The organism is Cohnella caldifontis (assembly GCF_029360585.1).
GTDB lineage: Bacteria > Bacillota > Bacilli > Paenibacillales > Paenibacillaceae > Cohnella > Cohnella caldifontis.
The window spans coordinates 1-16,692 of the sequence record NZ_JAQZSJ010000028.1; the positions used below are offsets into that span (position 1 = coordinate 1).

General features: G+C 56.2%; 12 protein-coding genes. All 12 read right to left on the bottom strand.

Features of this window, described 5'->3' with window-relative positions; all coding sequences use genetic code 11:
• Positions 1-184: 184 nt before the first annotated feature.
• Positions 185-1,510 carry an ABC transporter substrate-binding protein gene (locus tag PTZ19_RS23735; protein ID WP_276358105.1) on the bottom strand — a complete coding sequence of 442 codons (1,326 nt, stop codon included), beginning with the start codon at positions 1,508-1,510 and terminating at the stop codon, positions 185-187.
• Positions 1,511-1,621: 111 nt separating this feature from the next.
• The gene (locus tag PTZ19_RS23740; RefSeq protein WP_276358106.1) at positions 1,622-3,193 is read right to left on the bottom strand and encodes a response regulator transcription factor; all 1,572 of its coding nucleotides are present in this window, start codon (positions 3,191-3,193) and stop codon (positions 1,622-1,624) included.
• A complete protein-coding gene (locus PTZ19_RS23745; RefSeq protein ID WP_276358107.1) occupies positions 3,190-4,947 on the bottom strand; it encodes a cache domain-containing sensor histidine kinase in 1,758 nt (585 codons plus the stop codon). The genes PTZ19_RS23740 and PTZ19_RS23745 overlap by 4 nt, the downstream gene beginning before the upstream one ends.
• A gap of 4 nt (positions 4,948-4,951) precedes the next feature.
• Positions 4,952-5,797 (bottom strand): carbohydrate ABC transporter permease, encoded by an 846-nt coding sequence (locus PTZ19_RS23750; RefSeq protein WP_276358108.1) that lies wholly within the window; start codon positions 5,795-5,797, stop codon positions 4,952-4,954.
• A 4-nt stretch (positions 5,798-5,801) separates the two neighbouring features.
• Positions 5,802-6,698 (bottom strand): carbohydrate ABC transporter permease, encoded by an 897-nt coding sequence (locus tag PTZ19_RS23755; RefSeq protein WP_422615042.1) that lies wholly within the window; start codon positions 6,696-6,698, stop codon positions 5,802-5,804.
• A 16-nt stretch (positions 6,699-6,714) separates the two neighbouring features.
• Positions 6,715-8,649 carry a DUF8034 domain-containing protein gene (locus PTZ19_RS23760; protein ID WP_276358109.1) on the bottom strand — a complete coding sequence of 645 codons (1,935 nt, stop codon included), beginning with the start codon at positions 8,647-8,649 and terminating at the stop codon, positions 6,715-6,717.
• Position 8,650: 1 nt separating this feature from the next.
• Positions 8,651-9,700 (bottom strand): zinc-dependent alcohol dehydrogenase, encoded by a 1,050-nt coding sequence (locus PTZ19_RS23765; protein WP_276358110.1) that lies wholly within the window; start codon positions 9,698-9,700, stop codon positions 8,651-8,653.
• A gap of 153 nt (positions 9,701-9,853) precedes the next feature.
• Positions 9,854-10,666, bottom strand: a complete 813-nt coding sequence (locus tag PTZ19_RS23770; protein WP_276358112.1) for a carbohydrate ABC transporter permease — start codon at positions 10,664-10,666, stop codon at positions 9,854-9,856.
• A gap of 11 nt (positions 10,667-10,677) precedes the next feature.
• The gene (locus PTZ19_RS23775) at positions 10,678-11,562 is read right to left on the bottom strand and encodes a carbohydrate ABC transporter permease (protein ID WP_276358114.1); all 885 of its coding nucleotides are present in this window, start codon (positions 11,560-11,562) and stop codon (positions 10,678-10,680) included.
• 84 nt (positions 11,563-11,646) lie between these two features.
• Positions 11,647-13,011, bottom strand: a complete 1,365-nt coding sequence (locus tag PTZ19_RS23780) for an ABC transporter substrate-binding protein (RefSeq protein WP_276358116.1) — start codon at positions 13,009-13,011, stop codon at positions 11,647-11,649.
• 201 nt (positions 13,012-13,212) lie between these two features.
• Positions 13,213-14,823: a response regulator transcription factor gene (locus PTZ19_RS23785; RefSeq protein ID WP_276358117.1), complete on the bottom strand. Its 1,611-nt coding sequence runs from the start codon at positions 14,821-14,823 to the stop codon at positions 13,213-13,215.
• Position 14,824: 1 nt separating this feature from the next.
• Positions 14,825-16,636, bottom strand: a complete 1,812-nt coding sequence (locus tag PTZ19_RS23790; protein ID WP_276358118.1) for a cache domain-containing sensor histidine kinase — start codon at positions 16,634-16,636, stop codon at positions 14,825-14,827.
• Positions 16,637-16,692 lie beyond the last annotated feature (56 nt).

Genomic DNA, 16,692 nt, shown 5'->3' on the forward strand with positions numbered 1-16,692 from the left:
GCTGATGTCAGTGTTTATGCAACGCCAGTGAAGAAAGTTACATAAATGCGTCGCGAATCACCATGCGGCCGCAACATCAATTGAACTCGAAAAATCGAATCATCCCGAAATCCTTTCGCGAAGAAGCATGTCGTATGTTTTTCGATAGACGGAACGGGCCGAGGATTTCCTCGGCCCGTTCGTCTTACAGCTTGATGATTTCGTCCCACTTTTTCTTCAATTCGTCGTAAGCTTTCTCCGGCGCCATCTTATCGAACGCGACCGCTTGGGAAATCCTCGTCCATTCGTCCGTCCACGTTCCGAACCCTTTCGGCCGGCTCGTGAACGGATTGGCGGTCGGGGCGATCCGGTCGATGATGTCGATCTGGGCCTTCGCCGACGCATCCAAGGACGGGGCCAGATCGTCGAGCACCGGCTTGGAAACCGGAACGCCGCGCGCCAGCTTCAGCGTCTGACCGGCTTCCTTGTCGTTCACGAACCATTCGATGAATTTCTTGTCCTCGTCCAGGTACTTGGACTCTTTGCTGACGGTGAAAAACTGGGACGGGAGCATGAAGCCGCCTGGATTCGCGGCGGACGGGACCGGCATCATCGCGTATTGGCCGGGATGCACGCCTTCGAACGTCGGGAACCCGGCGGAATAATCGCGTTGCACCAGGATGGTCCCGTTCATGAAAAGATCGAGCTGCGGATCGTATTGCTTATGCCCGGCCGTCACGTTGGCCGGAGGAACGACCCCTTCTTTCCGCAGATCCGAGAACAGCTTGTTGAATTCCAGGTACGTATCCCGGTCGATATTGAATTTGCCGTCGGGCGTGTGAATGAATCCTTTGCCCTTGGCCAGCTGGTAAATTTCGTACTTGTCCGACTCCGTCGTTCCCGTTGCCATGGACAAGTCCGCCATGAAATATTTGCCTTTCTCCAGCTTCGGCTGCACTTCCTTCGCGGCCTTCAGCAGCTCGTCCCAAGTAAAACCTTGCTCCGGGACTTGAATGCCCAGCTTGTCGAAAGCCGTTTTGTTATACATGAAGGTCATGGCGTTGGCACCCAGCGGAATCCCGTACAACTTACCGTTCACCATGCCGGCGGACATCAGCTTATCATTGATATTGGAAGTATCGATTCCCTCGGACAAATCCGCCAATTGATCGCGGAGCGCGTAGTCCATGAGGTTCCCCGTGTCGATCTGCATGATGTCGGGAAGGCTGCGGGCGGCCGATAAAGTCGCCAGCTTGGTGAAATACGTGTCAAAGCCCATGTAGGTCGGTTCGAACGTCACGCCCGGGTTTTTCTTCGAGTACAGGTCGAGCGCGGCTAACGTAGCGTCGTGGCGGACTTGGGAACCCGCCCACGTGATGCCCAGCTTCACGGAGGATCCAGCTGCCGGCGAAGCGCCTGGCGAATCCGGGTTCTCCGCGGAGTCCTTCGAGCTTTTGCCGCCGCAGGCAGTGATGGCCAATACCAGGGAAAGAGCGGCTAGCCCCATCCATTTCCGTTTTGCTTTCGACATGCGATATCCCCTCTCCAACTGATTTCCCTTCTGATTATAGACACCCCCCGCGGGCCCCAAAATGAGACAAACCAACAAAAGCTTCTATAAAACATGAAAATGCGGCAAAGTTTACGTTTTGCTCTTCAGCACGTCGGCGGGATTCACGCCGATGTACTTCTTGAATTGGCTGCTGAAGTACGGAATGTTGGCGTAACCGACCTTCAGGGCGATCTCGTAAATATAGTGCTTGCCTTCCAGGATCATCTGCCGCGCCTTTTCCATGCGAATCCGGGTGACGTATTGGTTGAACGTTTCCCCCGTGCCGTTGCGGAAGATTTGGCCCAAATAGTTTTTGGAAATATGGATTTCATCCGCTAGGAGCCCGAGCGTGATGTTCTCATGGTAGTGCTCGTGGATGTACCGTACGGTAAAGTCGATGATTTGACGATGCTTGACGTTATCGATCCAATGCTTGCTGTGGATGATCGTCTCCACCAGACGCTCCAGCCCATGACGCAGCGCCTCCGGGGAATCGTCCGCGCCCAATTCGGCCGGCAAGTCGAACTTCGGCGCGATTTGATCCAGATCGATTCCAAGATCATAAAGCGAGTATGCAAGCGCGGCCCACAGCTCCGCCCGCCAGATCCGCAGCCCTTGTTCGTCGTACGGGCGCCCCGAGTCTTGTTTGCCGACGTAATCGGCGATGACCTGCTTCGCCTCCGCCTCGTTGGCGTTTCGAACGGCTTGCGCCAGTTCGTGGTAAAACTTCATCGAACGTTCCGGAGAGGAGAACGGGAGCCGGGCGGCCCCCATAAGGCCGAACAACCCTTTGAACGTCTCGGGAAGCCCCCTCCAATCCCGAACGACCGGGCCGAGTTCGACGGTCGCCGGCACTTTCAGCCGCGTATTCAAATACGCCGACAGTTCTTCCCGCAAACGCTCGGCTTCGCTTTCGCAAGCGAGAAGCGCCCGACCCGGTTCCCCGTGCAGCACCACGGCATACCGGCGGCTGTGCAATTCGACGTAATCGAAGCGGGGGAACGCCTGCCGGACCATTTCGCAGGTGACGTTCTGAACGGCAAACCGCAGCAAATTCCGTTCCCTCTCCCAAGCTTCCCAGCGGTTTTCGGCAGCAAGGTCCAGCCCGATGATCCGATGGTCCCGCTCGTCCCAATCCGTGCTGATCTCCCGGATTTCCGGCCATTCGTCCGTATACTCCGACAGGCTTCCCGTCACGGCGGATTTCAGCCATTCCTGGATCACGTATGGTTTGTAGCGATTCATCTGATCCTTCAGCTGCCGGTACTCGCTCTCCGCCGAGCGGTCTTGCTCCAGCTGTTCCGTCACCTTGGACAGCACCGTTTTCAAGCTTTCCAGCGTCACGGGCTTGCTCAAGTAGTCGTCCACGCGCAGCCGGACCGCCTGCCGCGCGTACTCGAAATCGGAATAACCGCTCAAGATGACGAATTTCCCTTCAAACCCCTCCTCCCTGAGCGTCGAGATCATTTCGAGTCCGTTCATTTCCGGCATGTTGACGTCCGTTAGGACGATATCCGGGCGAAGCTGGCGCACGATTCGCAGCCCCTCCTGCCCGTCGATCGCTTCCCCGACCCACCGCACTTCGAGCTGATCCCAGGGAATGGACTCCCTCATGCCTTCCAGCAAATTCGGATCGTCGTCGATAATGACGATGCGTTTCATGACATCCCTTCCTCTCTTGTCGTCTCGTCGTCCGGAGACTCCGGAATGCGCAGCGTGACGAGCGTTCCTCCTTCGGCGCGATTGCGGATTTCGAATCCCGCTTGACCCCCGTAGAAGGTCGACAACCTCTCCCGGACATTGCGGAGCCCGTAACCTCCCCGAGTGCGGGAAGACAACCGGTCGGCGGCGGAAGGCAGTCCTTTGCCGTCGTCTTCGATCGTAATCCGCAAGCCATCCTCCTCCATGCGGCAGCGGATGGCGATTACGCCGGATTTGCGTCCATGGAATCCGTGACGGATGCAGTTCTCGACGAAAGGCTGCAGCGTCATTTTCGGAACGGGACTCTCCATGAGCGCTTCCGGAACGTCCAACGCGTACCGGATCCGGTCCCCTAGACGGAGTTGTTGGATCTTCATGTAGCACTCGATCAATTCCAGTTCTTCGGACAGCGGGATCAACGTCTTCCCGTTGGATAAGCCGATCCGCAGCATTCTGCCCGTCAGTTCCAGCACTTGGCTCATCCGGACGTTGCCGTCCTTGATGGCCATCCAGTTCAGTTGGTCCAACGTGTTATAGAGAAAATGGGGGTTGATCATGGCTTGCAGCGCGCCGATCTCGGCATCCTTCTGCTTGCGGTACTGGACGCGAAGGGAATCGTACAGCTCCGCGATCCGGTGAAGCAGCTTCTGGTATCCGTGGAACAGTTGGCCGAATTCGTTCTGGTAGTCGTTCGGAAGTTTCGCATTGCCCTTCTCGGCCGGGAACCGGTTCATGGCCCGCAGCAGGAGATAGATCGGATGGGTGAATTTCCGGTTCAACAGGAAGAAGTACAGCACGAGCAAACATACGGCCGCCGCGCCGATCGCGAACAGGATCTCCGCCATGTGCGCACTCCCCGCGACCAACTCCCTCCAAGGGGTCGTTTCCGCGAGCAGCCATCCGGAGCCTTTGACATACGTCCACACGACGAGCGCTTTGCCGGGAATCAGCCGATAACCGTTGCCGCCCGGCATGGAAGCGGCGTTCCCTTCCCCGATCTGATCCGTCTGAACGCCGGAAAGCGCGGAATTCCCGCCGACTTGGGTGATGAGCCGACCTCCCGAGTCGAATAATTGCCGGTTGGGCTCGATATTTTCCTCCAGAAGCAGCTGCCGGACCTCGCTCGCCCGCATGTTGATCATCACGATGCCCTTGTAATCCCCGCCGGAGGAGTAGAACTTCCTCGCGAAGCTGACAACCGAAGCCTCCCCGGCGTACGAAGCGATCCGGTGTTCGCCGATCCAGGCGAAATCCGACCGTTCGATCTGCGGATACCAAGCTTCGTGTTCGATGTCGTCGATCTCCAGGAATCGTACGGGGTCGTTCATCCCGCTATGGGGAGCGTCCCGCACGTACACGTCGATGTTCAAAATCGAAGGCGTGCTGAATGTCAACGTTTGCAGAGAGGCCACGACGTTCTGCACCGCCCGAAGGTTTTCGTAAGATTCCTTGGGCGTGCTGAACAGGTTCATCAGTTCGCTGTTGCGGATGGCCGAGAGCGAGACGGATTCGATCAGGGAGAATCGGGCCTGCAATTTCTCGTTGAGCTGCGCCAGAATCCGCTCCTGATGGGACGAAGTGGATCGGATGATGCCTTGCACCGAGAAGTAGTAACTGGTCCAGATCGCGACAGCAAATAGAAGCACGACGAAAATCGTCATGCTCCAAAAGTAGAGGTGCCGGATTTGGAATTTTTTGAACAAACGGTCAATCATGGAATCATCCCTTGAGGCCGGTCGTCGCGATCCCTTCGACCAGGAATCTTTGGGTAAAGAAGAAGAGGATGGTGCCCGGCAGGATCGACAGCAGGGACATCGCGAACAATTGCCCCCACGGCGCCGCGGATTGGGAATCGACGAACAGTTTCAAAGCTTGTCCGACCGTGAATTTCCCGATGGACTGGATGAAGATCATGTGACCGAAGAAATCGTCCCAATTCCATAGGAAGCAGAAGATCGAGACGGTCACGAGCGCCGGAACGAGCAGGGGAACGATGATCCGGGCATAAATCTTGAACGAGCCGCATCCGTCCATTTTCGCCGCTTCGTCCAACTCCTTCGGGATGCCCCGGATGAACTGGACGAGCAGGAAAACGAAGAACGAGCCCCCGATGCCTCCGGCGAGCGCATGCGGAACGATGAAAGGCAAATACGTGTCGATCCAACGGAACGAATCGAACAGGATGTACTGCGGGACGATCGTCACTTGGTTCGGAAGCATCAAGGTCAAAAGGACGATCGAAAACCAGAAATTTTTCAGCGGAAAGTTCATTCTCGCGAATCCGTAAGCCACGAGGCTGCAGGACGCGAGCGATACGACCACGACCGAAGCCGCCAGCGCGATCGTGTTGCCGAAAAACACGCCGAACGAATAATTCGTGATGGCGTTCCAACCCTCGGTGAAATTCTTGAGCGTCGGATGCTGCGGAATCAGGCTGGCGGACGAAAGCTCGTCCAACGGCTTGAATACCGCGCCGAACCACCATAATACAGGATAAAGCATGATCGCGCATAGAATCAGCAGTAATAAATGGGAAACGAGCGGACTCCGTCCGGCTGCTCTCATGGACTCACCTTCCTTCCGTCTCGTAATGGACCCAAGCTCTGGATGTCGCGAAGATGAGCGCGGTCACCACGGCAATGATCAAGAGCAAGATCCAGGCCAGCGCCGAAGCGTATCCCATTTGGAAATGCGCGAACGCTTTGTCGAAAAGCATGAGCGCGTACATATACGTGCTTTCCACCGGGCCGCCTTTGGTAATGATGAACGCTTGCGTGAACATCTGGAACGAACCGATCGTCTGAAGCACCAGGTTGAACAGGATGATCGGCGACAGCAGCGGCAGCGTGACCTGGAAGAACGTCCGGGCTCTGCCGGCCCCGTCGACGGCGGCGGCTTCGTAGAACTCCCCGGGGATTTGCTTGAGCCCCGCCAGGAAAATGACCATCGAGGAGCCGAATTGCCAGACCGCCAGGACGATCAGGGTACCGAGCGCCGTCGACGGCGTGCCGATCCAGTTCTGCCCCTCGACGTGGAAGAGGGACAGCAGCTGGTTGACCAAGCCGTTGATGCCGAATACGTTGTTCCATAAGATCGCGACCGCCACGCTGGCCCCGATGAGGGAAGGGAAGTAGATCACGGCGCGATAGAAGTGCATGCCCCGAAGCTTCTTGTTCAGCACGATGGCGATGAGCAGCGCCGCCGCCAATTTCAAGGGCACGGACAGGACCACGAACAGCAGGGTCGCTTTGAGCGAATGGACGAACGAGGCGTCGTCCGTGAAGATTTGCTTGAAGTTCCGCAACCCGACCCACCGGGCCGATTCCAGCAACGAATAGTCGGTGAACGAGAAATACGCGGACTGGATCATCGGCCACACGGTCAAGAGGAAGAATCCGGCAAGCCAAGGCGCGATATACAGGTAACCCGCCATCGAGACGTCGTGCTTCCGCCATTTCCTTCTCAAGGGCGCCCCTCCTTTCTCAGGTGATTTGTCTGGATTGAATGAGCGGGGCCGGGGTTGCCGGGCTCCACGGCGCTTCGTAGGAAGGCTTATTGACGTAACGGTTCATCGACAAGACCAACTTGGCGCCGGCCGACGGACCGAGCCGGACATGCAGCCATTTCCCCGCCGCCGGTACGGATTGCGCGAGTTCCCCACGATCATCCCGCACTTCCGCGTTCGTAAAGGAATGCTCCCCGAAGCCGCCGGCTTGGATGACGACCTCTTTCTCCTCGGATTCGTCCACGTTCACGAGCGTTAACGTGACGGAATCGTCGGCGAGCCGTTCCACGAGCGCGCTGACTTTGGGCGGAAGACCCGGCCTCCGGGCGGCCGCGTCGTAATACCGGACCCGGGCATGCTGCAGTCCCCCGTGGGAAATATGCATCGGCGCGCCCAACGTCAGCTGCAGCAACCCCTCCGGATAGACCGGGCACATCTCCTGCCACTTGTGGATGCTGGACAAGTCCTCCAGATTGTACCCGTCGGAAATCCAGCCGGCCGGATCGCCCTGCGGCGACCTCATTTTTTCAATCTGTCTTTGGACCAACGCGTAGTTGGCTTTCAGGATTTTCTCCGGGTATTCCGGATCGTTGCCGCGGATGAACTCGAACCAGGGAATGGTGTTGGCGATATAATGCTTGGTCTCTTTGCCCGTATGGGGATTGCGGCCGGAGACAATCGGGATTTCGATCTCCTTGTAGAAATCGGCGGCGCCGACCCTCTCGTACCGTTCGATATCCCGCGGATCCATGGACACGGTCCAGAGATAGATCGGATAGGCGGGGTTCGGCCGCTTATAATCCGTCCAGCCGCTGTCCAGATGCTTGTGCGGGACGAGCCAGTGGCCGTCCGACGACGACCGGCGCAGCTCCCAGTTGAGATCGAGCTGGCGTCTCGCGACGTCCAGCCAGCTCACGTCTCCGGTCAGCAGCGCGGCATTCATGGTCGCGTTGGTGAGCGGTTCCACGATCGTGAACAAGCCGTGGGACCAGCGCCAGCCGTAATAGCCGCCCCACCATTTGCCGTCGTTGTACTCGCCGATCTTGCCCGACAACCCGACGTTGTCCGGCATGATCCCCCCGTTCTCCTCCGCCCGCGCCTTCCACGCGCCCAGGTACTCGACGACCCACCGGATCATGCGCTCGTCTCCGCCGTACATGAAGGCATGGGCGATCAGGCTGGTCGCGTTCAGATTGAGCGGAACGTCCCCTTTCGCCATCCGCTCGTTCATCTTTTGAATGATTTCCTTATAGACGGCATCGTCCGACCAAGGGCACTTGCCGCTGGCGATGTCGACGCCGGTCAAATCCTCGAACGGGGCCAGGTAGTCGTCCAGGATGCCCCGGTGCGTCATCCAGTCCTCTTCCGTCATGACGAAACGGGGACCGCGGCTGCCGTTGATCGGCGAACGCATCAGCTTCTTCTCCGGATCGTAGTTCGGCGCTTCGGGGTCCTCGCCCATGTACATGCGGGCGAATCGCCGGGCCCGCTGCCGATCCTTCAGGCTGGCGGGATCCGCAAGCCCGAGGAAATAGAAGAACAAGGACCCTTCTCCATGGTGCATCCAGTCGTAATATCCGTCGAACTCGCGATAGATTTGACCGTACTCCGTCCATTGCCAAGTGATGCCGTCGAACACTTTGCGGGCGTGGTCGTACAATTCCCGCTTGCCGCCCAGCACATAGAGCAGCGCCAAATTCATGAAGCCTTCGTACGGATCGTCCGAGCCGTCCATGCCCGGCCAGGCGCTGCGCCAGAGCAGCGTCCCGTCCGGCTGGACGTACCGTTCGACGAATTCCTCCGCCGACCGGTTCAATAAATCCATCAATTGCTGCTGCAGCACGGCCCACTCCGGAGGCCGGAACGGAGCGTCGACGCGCAAGCTGACATTCCGTTGCTGGTTTCCGCTCATCTCATCCAACCTCCGAATCGCGTTCTGCCGCAGCGAAGCCGCAGTCGAGCAGGATCTTCATGACGCCCCCGCCGGATTCCATCTGCCGGAATCCCTCTTCCAGGCGATCCAGCGGGTAGATATCGCTGATCAAACGGTCAAGGGGAAGTTCGCCGGAAGCCGCCCAGGCGATGGCTTGCTCGAAATCTTCCTTCTCGTAGACGCGCGCGCCGAAGAGCTTGAGCTCGCGCCAGAAAAACCGGTGCAGGTCGACCGGAGGCGGGTCGCCGAAAATGCCGACGACGACGATCCTGCCGCGCGTACGGGGAAGCTGCGTCATGAGCCGGGCTCCCGCGGGCGAAGAAGTCACTTCGAACACGATATCGCACCCGGCTCCCCCGGTCAAACGGTCCACGCGCTCGGCGACATCGGCTTCCTTGGGATTGATCGTCTCGATGCCCATCTCCTCGAGCAGCCGAATCCGGTACGGATTCAGCTCGGATACGAGCACGTTCGCCCCTTTGGCTTTCGCGACCATCGCGATCAGCGTCCCGATCGGGCCGCCGCCCAGCACGACCGCCCGTTCGCCGCTGCGGACGTCCCCGATCCGAACGTCGTGGCAAGCCACGGCCAGAGGCTCGATCATCGCGCCCAGCTTCAGGGAAAGCGAGTCGGGAATCGGCAGCACCGTATGGGCGGGAACCGTCATGCTCGCTTGGAAGGCGCCCGGCGTTTCGATGCCGATGAATTTCAGACGTTGGCAGATATGCCCGTGCCCCGCCAGGCATGCCGGGCAGCTGCCGCACGAGATCAGAGGCATGACGACCACGCGATCCCCCGCGGCCACGTTCGTGACGCCCGATCCGACGGATTCGACGATGCCCGCCATCTCGTGACCCATCACGTGCGGCAGCGTGACCCGATGGTCCATGCGGCCGTGGTAGAGATGAAGGTCGGTTCCGCAGATCCCCGCATAAGCGACGGAAATCCGGACCTCGTCCGGTCCGGGCTCTACGGGCACGCACTCCCCGACGCGGATCGTATGGCTTCCTTCGTAAATCGCTGCTTTCATCCTGGCTTTCACTCCTTGGAACCTTGATAGTTTAAGTGTAGAGATACGCCGCGCGAAAACGTAGTAGAGAGAGTAATAAATCGTTTCAGTTTTTATGGAAGATCGCAAAAAAGAAACGACCCGGCAAGGTCGTTCCCCACGCAAACTCGGTTCCTATTTCAAAATCGCCCCTGCGGTCAACGCTTGCTCGATCTTCTCGTTCCCGGCCAAATACACGACAATGACGGGCAAGCTGGAGAGCAGCATCGCCGCGCCGATCATCCCCCAATCCGATACGCCGACGTTGACGAAGAAGTTCAGCAATCCGACGGTCAGCGGCCGGAATCGGTCTTTGGCGGCAATGATGAAAGCGAGCGGGAACTCGTTCCATATCCGCATGAATAGAAGAACGCATTGCGTGACGAGCGCGGGCATGACGATCGGAAGGATGATTTTGAAAAAGGTCTGGTAGACGTTCGCCCCGTCCATGCAAGCCGCTTCCTCCAGTTCCTTGGGAAGCGAACGCAGAAAGGCGTATAACATCAATACGCAGGAAGCCATGGCAAAACCGGAATACGGCAAAATGAGTCCCAGGTAGCTGTTTTTGAGATGCAGCAGCTTGATCAACTGGAATAGCGGAATGACCACGACCTCGATCGGCACGATCAGACCCATGGAGACGTAAAATAGCGCGGCCGCATTGAATCTCCATTTCATCCGGCTCAGACAGTAAGCGAGCATGCTCCCCGTCGCCAAAGTAAGCGCGATCGTCCCCAAGGTATAAATCAAGCTGTTTTCCAAGTACGAAAAAAACGGATACTTCGACAACGCTTCGCTGAAGTTCTGCCAGTCCCACGATCGGGGAACGCCGAATGGATTGTCGTAAGCTTCGCTTTTGGATTTGAGCGACATCGCGATCATCCAATACAAAGGAAACAGGAACGTGCCGCCTGCGAGAAGCCAAAACGCGCGACTTAAGTATTTCAAGAGAGTCCCCCCTAAAATTCCAGCTTTTCCTTGGCGACGAACCGTTGAATGAGAAACGAGATCAGCAGGCACTCCAGGATGAAAATCACCGCAATCGCCGTTCCTTTGCCGAACTCGGAAGTATCGAAAGCCGTGTAGTACATCTGGTAGATGACCGTCCGGGAAACATCTCCGGGCCCCCCGGCCGTCATGACGCGGACATGGGAATAGAAAGCCATGGAGCCTAACGTGGACAGGATCAAAACGTATTTGATGACGTCTTGCAGCAAGGGAATCGTGATCCGCATGCAGACCTGAACGAACTTCGCCCCGTCAATCAAAGCCGCCTCGTAATACATTTTCGGGATCGTTTTGATTCCGGTATAGAACAGCATGGCATTGAGTCCGATATATTGCCATAAGAACACCAATCCGATGCTGGGCATGACGGTCCTTCTCTCCGTCAGCCAGGAATGGGTCCAGGATGACAGTCCGATCGATTTCAGAATGGCGTTGAAAAGTCCCCAGTTCGGTTCGTAGAACGCCACCCAGATCTGCGAAACGACCGTCACCGACAATATCGCGGGAAACATGGCGGACGATTTGAAAAAACGGCGCAATCGGGGGGGCTGGACGTCCATGAAAAGCGCGAGCGCCATGGACAGCGGCAGCCCCAGCAGCACGGAGATCCCGACGATCAGATACGTGTTTCGGTGAGCGGTCCAGAACGAGGAATTGTTGAAGGCATCCGCGTAATTGTCCAAGCCGACGAATCCCAAACTTCGAAACCCGTCATGCTTATGCAAGCTCATCCAGATTTCGGGCAGCAAGGGGTAGACGCAGAAAACGGTAAACAACAGCAACGCGGGCGCGGCAAATACGAATATCGACATCTTGGTGCTGAAATACTTGTTCATGGCTCTCTCCACCGTCTGATTTGGTTTTAAAATCCCCCCGGCTTGAGGATCCGGGGGGATTACGGCTGTCGCCCTAACACGCTGTTAATTATCGAACCACGTATTTTCGCTCCAGACCTTGTTCATGGCCTCGGCGAATTTGTCCGCGGAGTATTCTCCCGTCAACAAGTTCGCTCCTTGCGACGACAGCTCGGCCGATGTCCGCGCATCCAGCGAGTTCAGGGCCAAGGAAGGAATCTTCGTCGGAATCGGATTGTACCAGTCGATGAACTTCTTCATCAGGGGAGACGATTCCGCCGGCGGGTTGCCCGTCTTCAAGGCGATCGGCGCTCCGGTGGATTCGAAATACAGCGCATCCGCCATGGCCAGGAACTCGGCAAGCTTGACCGCTTCTTCCGGATGCTCGGTTTTGGCGCTGACCGCATAACCGTTCAGAGGAGATCCCCAGAACTGAACGAACTTGGCGGGATCGTATGCATCGCCGGCGCTCGGGAACGGGAAGAAATCGACCGTGTCGTCTTTCGCCAGGTTCGGAAGCTCCCAAGTAAACATCCAGAGCATGGCGGCTTTCTTGGACGTAAACATCTCCATGGCCGGACCGTAATCCAGGTTGGCGATGCCGTCGGGGAAGACGCCTTCTTTGGCCAGCTGCTCGATCCGCGCCGCCCCTGCTTTGACCGAAGGATTGTTGAAATCGGTCTTGTTCGCGACGAGGTCGGCCATCGCCTGCGGATCTCCGATTTGGATCATCTGTTGGAGCATGTAAAGCTTCGGTCCCCATCCGTCTTTGCCGGGCGTAACCGCCGGCACCATTCCCTTGTCTTTCAGCGTCTTCGAAATGCCGATGAGCTCGTCGAACGTTGTCGGCACTTGCACGCCCGCTTTCTCGAACATGTCTTTATGGTAGAAGATGACCGGCGTGAAATACGTGTCCGCTCCGGAGGAGATGCTGTAAATCTTTCCGTCGAAATGCTTTAAGGCATCCGGAACGGCGTACTTGTCCAAAAATCCGTCTTTGGCGATATAGGGAGTCAAATCGAGGATGCTGCCGGTGCTTTTGAGCGGCGTGAAGTAACCCGCGTCGTCCCAGAAGACGTCCGGCATATCGCCGGAAGCGTTCAGCGTTTTCAATTTGTTCGCCATGTCTTCGCCGCCGCCGCCCGGTTCGAATTCGACTTCGAGGTTAGGCAGCGCCTTGGCGATGTTCGGTTTAATGTATTTTTCCATGATGTTGTTGCGGTTCTCGTCCGTCGTGATGGTGATCACTCTCATCTTGATCTTCTCGCCAGGCGCCTGGCTCTCCGAATTCGACGCAGCGGGCGTCGAACTTTCGGACGGCTCCGCGGATGGACTCGGCTGAGCGTCATTTTTTTTGGCGCCGCACGCCGATGCGACGAGCAGCAAACCCGCCAATAGAATCAAACCCGCCGTCTTTGAAGCCTTGCTCATTTGTTGACCTCCTGATTGGGTAGAATGGGAATCGGGTTGATCTTCTGTTTATGAAAGCGATATCAACCTTGGTTTTATTGTAAGGAGACCAACGCGCGGTTTACAGAGACGATTCTCGTGCGGGAAGGAAAATTGTAGGCAAATGCGATGACGCCGGGAGACCGATCCGCGGTTTGTCTCCATGCGCCTCCGATTCGACGATTACGGTCGGATATCGTTCACGTACTTGCTAGGGGTGATCCCGGTATGCTTCTTGAAGCATTTTCCGAAATAATTGGCATCCGCGTACCCCACCCGATTCGCGACATCCTGGACCACCTTGGCTCCCTGGTCGAACAGCTCCTTCGCCTTGGCGATGCGGTATTCGGTCAAATAGTCGTTGATCGTGACGGAGGTTTCCTTCTTGAACACGAAGCATAGGTGGTTGTAATTCATGTGCACGCTCTTGGCGATCGCTTCGATTCTCAATTCTTCGTTTCCGTAATGCCTTCGGATATAGGCCTTCACTTCTTCCACGATTTTGGCCGCCCGATTCTGTTTTCTTCCATGGACATGGGACATGACCGTGAGAATCAGCGTGCGGACCCAGTTTTCCAGTTCGCCCATGGTGTTCATCTTCTGCATGAGCTGCAGCATGTCGGGAACGGCCTGCTCCTGAGACACGTCTTCGAAGCTTTGCGACGCCTCGGCCAGAAACTCCAGGCAAGTCGACACGATTTCGATGCCGGCGACGAGCAACATGTCCAAAGAAGCGTTCTTATTGCGTGCATCTCGAAAAAAAGAGGCGAGCCACTCCTCCGTTTCGGCCGCATTCCCGATTCGCATGCACATCAGCAGAGCGCTCCTTTTCTCGACGGAGAACAGGCTGATTTTCATTCCGGCTTCGGCAATGGCGGAATGTACGATGACCTGGTTGCCTCCCATCACGAACCGGTGCTTCAGCGCGAATAACGCTTCCCGATAGGAAACCGATATCCGTTCCAAGCCCGGGTAACCGTTGCCGACGCCGACCGTAACCGTGCATCCCAAATGGCGCTGGACCGATTGGCGGATCGCTTCGCATAGCGGCTCCAGATTGGCGTACGCGCCGTCGGCGGAACCGATGATCATCACGAACCGATCTTCTTGATCCTGACAACCGGCATAAGGATAAGCGTGATGAACGTATTCTTGGGCGATGCCCCGCACGGCGAGTTTACGGATCTGTTTGTCTTCTTCGGAGACCAGATCATCCAGGGAATCGATGTCGATCACGACAACCGTGTAATAAGACGAGCTCAAGTCGATGCCCAAATATTCCAGACGTTCCTTGGCAAAAGCCGATTCCGTGAGTCCCGTGTCCTGGAGCCACCCGTTCAACAATCGGTCCTTCAACACGGGCATATATTCTTTGGCCTGCATTTTCAAGCGCTCCAGCTCCAGTCTGACGTTCCGTTCCTTCTGGATCAGCCGCTTGACTTCAAGCAAGGAGCTCCGGAGCTCTTCCTCGTTAATCGGCTTGAGGACATAGTTGAACACGCCGAGCTGCATCGCTTGCCTGGCGTACGCGAATTCGCTGTGCCCGGTCAGCACGATGAATTTCGTTTCCGGTTCGCGTCGCTTGGCCTGTTGGATAAACTCCATGCCGTCCATGATGGGCATGTTAATATCGACCAAGACGACATCCGGAGCTTTCTCGGACATCAGGTCCAGCGCTTCCTCCCCGTTCTTCGCTTCGCCTTCGATCCGGTAACCCAGCTCCTCCCAAGGCAATGAAACTTTCAAGGCTTGCCTGAAATAATATTCGTCGTCTACGATCAGCAGATTCAACATATCAACCCTCCTCGGCACGCAGCAAAGGCAGATGGATGATCACCTTCGTATAAGATCCGTATGCGCTTTCGATTTCCAGGCCGTATCGGTCTCCGTACAGCATTCGGATTCGATCGTGGACGCTTCTTGCACCGAAGCCTTTCCGTTCGCGGGGACTTGCGGTCTTCATCAAAATGGCTCCGGCTTGAGACGGCTCCATCCCCGCGCCGTTATCGAAAATTTCGATTCTGACGTCGTCCCCGCAACGACTTCCGGAAATCCTCAATAATCCTTTTTCCTTTTTCCTTTTGAGTCCGTGGTAAATCGCGTTTTCCACGAGAGGCTGCAGCGTAAGCTTCGGGATCGGGGAATTCTTAATCTCCTGGTCGATTTCCATCGAATAGTCCATATACTCGACATATCGCAGCCGCTGAATTTCCAAATAGCTTTCCGTTAACAGCATCTCTTCCCCGATCGTGATGATATCGTTGCCTTTGCTTAACGAGATCTTGTAAAAATCGGCCATGTATTTGGCTGCGGCTATGGCTTCCGTTTTCATATTCAACTTAATCAACGATACGATGGTTTCCACCGTGTTGTATAAAAAATGAGGCTTGATTTGGGACTGGAGCAATTGATACTCGATCTCGGCCTTCGTCCTTTGTTTCTCTACGTTCTCGGCCATCAGGGCTTCAATCCGATCCATCAAGTTGTTAAAGCCGTCGCTTAAATATCCGATCTCATTCGTCGATCGGTACGGGCTTCTGACGTTCAGCTTCCCGGTCCGAATTTCCCTCATCGTCTTGGACAACCGGAAGATCGGCCTGGTGATGGAACGGGACAACAGGAAGGAGACGATAAGCGCCAGCAGTAAGCACGAGATGCCGATGCGAAGAATCAGCCGATTGATCTCCGTGCTTTCCACCGTGATTTCGTTCATGGGGATCACGCTGACGATCGTCCATTGCATCGGTTCGAACCGGCGGGCGGACACCAATACCTTCTTGCTCCCGGCGCCTTGCGTGAAGTTGCCGTCCTCTCGGGCGGAATCGGGAACCGGGATGGAGGTGACCGCACGGAAATCCCGATACAGATTGTCTTTGTTCCTGGAGGAAATGATGATCCCGTCTCGATCGAGAATGTAAAATTCTCGGCCCTTGTCATTCTTTTTCCGTTCATAGATGGAAGCGATCACCGTTTCTTTTACGTACAAAACGACTTTTCCGATCGTTTTGCCGGTATCTTTGTGAATGACCGTCTTAGATACGGCGAATACGTTGTCTTCCCCTTCATAACGGAACTTGAATTTGATCAACCCCGTCCATGCCGGCAAATAAGAATGTTCCGCGTTCTCGGCGTCGGAACCGAATATCCGGTTCGCGTAGCCGTTATCGGCAAAACCCGCATCGACCCATTGATGATGGGCGGTAAGAATGCTGGCGGCTTTGATCATCGTATTGGGTTCCACGATGTTGCTCATGACCGCGGACAGCGTATTGTTCATCGACAGATTATTCAAACCTTCCGCCGGCTTAAGCGCGGATCGGTCTTTGTTCGAGATCAGATCGTTGTAGAGCTCATTCTGCAGTCGATAATCGCTGGCTAAAATCTTGGAGTAATCCTCTATGGTGGATAGCAGCGTCTGCAAGTTATTGTCGATGAGAACGAGCTCCCTCGCCGAATTGTTGACGGCTTTCTCGATGATGGCTTTCCGCGAAACGGTGTTGGCGAAGAGAGCAAGGGTGGAAAGCGAAACGACGATAATCAAAATATTCGTGATGAAAATTTTGTTTTTGATGGAAATGGCGCTTAAATGGTCGGTTAGTCCTTTCATGTTCCACCTCTCCTTCGATTCCGATCCTCGAAGGAAACGCCTACTTCGTTGTCGGT